The organism is Mucilaginibacter sp. P4_G9, assembly GCF_056400985.1.
Genome location: NZ_JBFUKF010000441.1, coordinates 1 through 4,058, shown reverse-complemented (window position 1 = coordinate 4,058; position 4,058 = coordinate 1). Strand labels below are relative to the sequence as shown.

The 4,058-nt window shown below is 39.5% G+C and carries 4 protein-coding genes; 1 reads left to right on the top strand and 3 read right to left on the bottom strand.

Translation table 11 applies throughout. The features are described 5' to 3' along the window. The first annotated feature begins 232 nt into the window (after positions 1 to 232). On the top strand, positions 233 to 1,039 hold the full coding sequence (locus AC1DPZ_RS23365; protein WP_477407984.1) for a hypothetical protein: 807 nt from the start codon (positions 233 to 235) through the stop codon (positions 1,037 to 1,039). A 143-nt stretch (positions 1,040 to 1,182) separates the two neighbouring features. Here the strand turns inward: AC1DPZ_RS23365 and AC1DPZ_RS23360 are convergent, their stop codons facing one another. From AC1DPZ_RS23360 to AC1DPZ_RS23350, 3 genes are all read right to left on the bottom strand, one after another. Next, positions 1,183 to 2,292: a Fic family protein gene (locus AC1DPZ_RS23360; protein ID WP_477407982.1), complete on the bottom strand. Its 1,110-nt coding sequence runs from the start codon at positions 2,290 to 2,292 to the stop codon at positions 1,183 to 1,185. 130 nt (positions 2,293 to 2,422) lie between these two features. Then, positions 2,423 to 2,911 (bottom strand): peptide deformylase, encoded by a 489-nt coding sequence (locus AC1DPZ_RS23355; protein ID WP_477407980.1) that lies wholly within the window; start codon positions 2,909 to 2,911, stop codon positions 2,423 to 2,425. A 112-nt stretch (positions 2,912 to 3,023) separates the two neighbouring features. Continuing rightward, on the bottom strand, positions 3,024 to 3,842 hold the full coding sequence (locus tag AC1DPZ_RS23350) for a glycerophosphodiester phosphodiesterase family protein (RefSeq protein ID WP_477407978.1): 819 nt from the start codon (positions 3,840 to 3,842) through the stop codon (positions 3,024 to 3,026). Between the last annotated feature and the right edge of the window lie 216 nt (positions 3,843 to 4,058).

Here is a 4,058-nt window from a genome sequence, read left to right as displayed (position 1 = left end):
GTTATAAAGGGCGCCTATTTGTGCCACCAGCGAAGGCGGGGCAGGATGTTCAACTTTGCGATTCATGAAGCAAATGTATAAATATTGGTTGATATATCAACTAATATTAAAAAAAAATCTCCCAATAGATACTGGACGATAATTACGATTTCAGAAGAAGTAAACGAACGTTCCATACCCGAATGATGCTCAAAATTCGATACATTAGGCTATGTTTTTTCGACCGGGTTTTTTGTGGCTACAAGTACTATTTATAACTGCCTTATCATTGACAATTGGATGCAATTCTCACAGTAGAAAGCATGTAGATAAATTTTACAATAATATTTCTGAAGACTTTGATTTAATTTGTATCCCTATTATTAAACCATACAGAGCAGCAAGTGTAGATCATGGTCGTTCATGGCTGCTTGAATTGGATATTGCTAATAGTGTAAAACTTTCAAGCTTTGGCGTTTCTGAAAATTTTATTTATGGATATGGGGACGAAGTAATTGTAGATGGGCAGCAAAAAAAAGGTTGGTTTGCGTTTGATGTCAATTCAAAGCTACTGGCAGTGTACCCAAGCAGGCAACAGTTAATAAACTGTTTAAATGAGTTTAAGCTTCCGATGAATGATATTACAGATTGTAATAAATATTTTGATAGTTTGGCTAAGGGACACGATTTGCGTTGGTATCCTCAAAACAGTAAAAATTATCCTTTGTACTCCAAAATTCGACCAAAAGACATAACTGAAATTAAAGTGACTGAAACAGCAAATGAAAAGCCGGATTTTTACTTTACCCCCGTATTGAAGTCGCATAAAAATCAAATTTACTTTTTCAGAGTTTCTTATAATAAGAAGCAAAATGACTTATACTACCTAGCCATTGCATATCATACTCCTATTTTAGTTAAGGATAGTCTTTTAGTACCTGTATTTATTGACAGCAATAAACTTGAAATTACATTATATACACCTATTCCTGTAGCTGAAGACAAGAAGATACCCGAAAAGATTCGCCTTCAAAAGAGTAAAACGATGTCGATCCGATAAATACGGAAACTTGAAAAACTTCTTAAATGACAAAGACTACATCGACTCGGCAATGTAGTTTTTGTATAAAAAAAACTTGGGCAGTACCCCAATTTTACCAAGCCCTGAAGGGGCAAAACGACTGCCTTGTGTTGCAATTCCCGTTAAAGATTCAATTGATACCTGGTGCTTCTGCCGCCGCCTTCGCCAAAGGGTATAATTACCCCATTCTCTAATAAATTCTGAAGGTCCCGTGTAGCTGTCGCTTTTGCCACTTTAGCTAAAGAACCATATTTGCCGGCGTTTATACCACCATCGAAACCTTTTGGGCCTTCATCCAGCATTCTTTTAATTACCTTTAACTGGCGCTCGCTCAATTGATCTTTATACTTGTCAAAAAATTTGGTCTTTTTCAAAACGAAATCAATTTGGCCCTCAGCATGTTTTTGTGCAGCAAGGATAATATCAACAAAATAAATGATCCAGGGGGTAATCTCTATTGACCTTTGTGCAATTTCTAAGGCTCTGTAATAGTCTTTTTTATTTATTTCTATGGTTCTGGACAAGCTTAAAAGTGCTGGTCTGCCAATACTTTGTGATAGGGCTTTTTCTGCCACCGCACGACCAATTCGGCCATTGCCATCTTCAAACGGATGAATTGATTCAAAATATAAGTGGGCAACCGCGCATCTTACGGGAGCTTTCTTAATTTCATCTTTACCACCGGGGCCGGTTTCGTTAAACCATTTAATAAACGCATCCATCTCCTGCGGGACTTTTGCGGAGGGGGGGGCTTCATAATGAACCTTTTCTTTCCCCATAGCTCCGGATATTACCTGCATAGGTTCCTGGTGATCACGCCATGCACCAACTTTTATTTTTTTTTCGGTGCTCATAAGCATGGTATGCCATAAAAACAGTTGTTCTTTATTTAATTTTTCCTGGTAAGTTTCACGCACATCAATCATTAACTGACCAATCCCAACTGACCGCTTATCTGTTACCTGTTCATTTTGGGGATTTAATCCCAGGTCATTTCTGATAGAGGACATTACATCTTTCCTGCTCAGAAATTCTCCTTCTATTTCGGATGTTTTAATGGCCTCTGCTACCATAATCTCTATAACAGACTCCATTTGTGCATCCTCAGGTAAAGATTTCAGGATGCCACTTATCAATCCTGTTTTTTCTGAAAAGGAGTATAGTTTTTCTTCAATTACAGAAAGGTCATAAGTAAAATCAGGCCATTCTTTTTGTTCCCAATTGTAAGCCATGAGCCGATTAATTAATTTATTCGGCTCAAATATAACAAATAAATGAGCCGATTAGCTAATTTATTCGGCTCATAGTAACGCAACCGGGGTGGTTACATACAGGCCGAAGCATTCGTTTCGTGGTTATACATCATGCTGTTCGCCATTTAAACGAGGTGTTGTCAATAGCTCTCATTGTACATAAAATGCCGTTTAAATGGTCGTATTCGTGCTGCAATAACTCCGAGAGGTCGCCTTCCATAATCCATTGCTGTGACTGCCATTGCTCATCAAGATAGTTTACAGTTATCTTTTGATGCCTTTTTACTTTAACCAGTAGGTTTGGAAAACTCATGCAATCATCCCATAGTTCAAAAAGCTCGATGCTTTGGTCACTTATTTCGGGATTTATAAAAACTACGGGCCTGTCTGTATTCATATAAACAAGCCTTTTCATGATGCCCAATTGCGGGGCCGCGATAGCCCGGCCAAAATGATATTTATTCCTGATCTGCTCCATCACGTTGTGCATATCAGCTACCCAATCCTTTAAAAGATGGAGCTCTGTTTTTAAAACCGGCGCCGATGTTTGATATAAGCGCTCATCTCCAAGCATTAACAGATCATCCAGTGTTTTCATTTTTATGAACAGCTTTGTTACTTACAGAATATCCTAAGCACAATTTTACTTAATTTAAACCGGATCAGGTATGCCTGTAACAGCTATTACATACCCTTTAAAAAGCTTTTGTTTACCTCAGTCCTTTCTCTTTCAAAAACTTCACCAGCGCAGCGGGATGGTCTGTCTGCAGGCCCTTCAAACCTTTATCCAACGCCTTATTCCAATCAGCCGCACCTTCGCCCGCGCTCTGGATATCGGGCCAAACCGGGATATGGTATTTTTGGGCAAATACAACCATATCATTAGTGTATTGGCTATATGACCCGTCAAGGATATCGGGATGATATTTGTCGATAAAATCGGCCATGCCTGCTGTGGTTTTAACACTATCGGGCAGGCTTAACATTAATGGCATCCGGGGTGCAGCCTTGCGCCAGCCGGTATATTGCGGGGCACTGTTTATGTAAATCAATACCTGCTTTTCCATCCAGTATTCCTTTATCATTTGGTAAGCCAGCTCCGGATCGGCCGCTTTAAAATCAAGGTAGATATTGATCCGGTTTTTGCAGAGAGAAAGGATCTGTTTAAAGGTTGGGATCCTGAAAATCTCTTTTATGGTTGTGTCCTTACATTTTACTTTTAGGTTAAGCAATTCGGCAAGGGAAAGGTCTTTAACATTCCCTTTGCCATCGGTCGTGCGGTTTACAGTGCCATCATGCATGCTCACCAGTTCGCCGTCATTAGTGGTGCGCAGGTCAATCTCCACGTAATCAACTTCATTTTTTATAGCTTCCTGGTAGGCGGCCAAGGTGTTTTCGGGGTAAATTACATGATCGCCGCGGTGAGCTGCTATTATAAATTTATGTTTCGATTTGGGGGCAGGGTTGGGCTGCCAGCTATCTTTTGGCGATAACAGGGAAAGTATCAGTGTAATTTGTAATAAGCGCATGATTTTAGATTTAATTTTTGTGCCAAAAACAAAGGCGGAACCGAAATTCCGCCTTGTTCAAACTAATTAAAAACAAATTTTATTTAAGCATCCACATAATGCCATTAATATCATCATTACCACTAAACTGGTCGGCTAATGCTTTGTTGTAATTGGTAGTATTTGATGTACGCTCGGCAGCAGGGTATTGGAACCGTGAGGCTATACGGCCACCAT

Bases quoted from the DNA above. Each gene is read 5' to 3' on its own strand.
- AC1DPZ_RS23360 (WP_477407982.1), bottom strand. From the start codon at position 2,292: ATGGCTTACAATTGGGAACAAAAAGAATGGCCTGATTTTACTTATGAC.
- AC1DPZ_RS23355 (WP_477407980.1), bottom strand. From the start codon at position 2,911: ATGAAAACACTGGATGATCTGTTAATGCTTGGAGATGAGCGCTTATAT.
- AC1DPZ_RS23350 (WP_477407978.1), bottom strand. From the start codon at position 3,842: ATGCGCTTATTACAAATTACACTGATACTTTCCCTGTTATCGCCAAAA.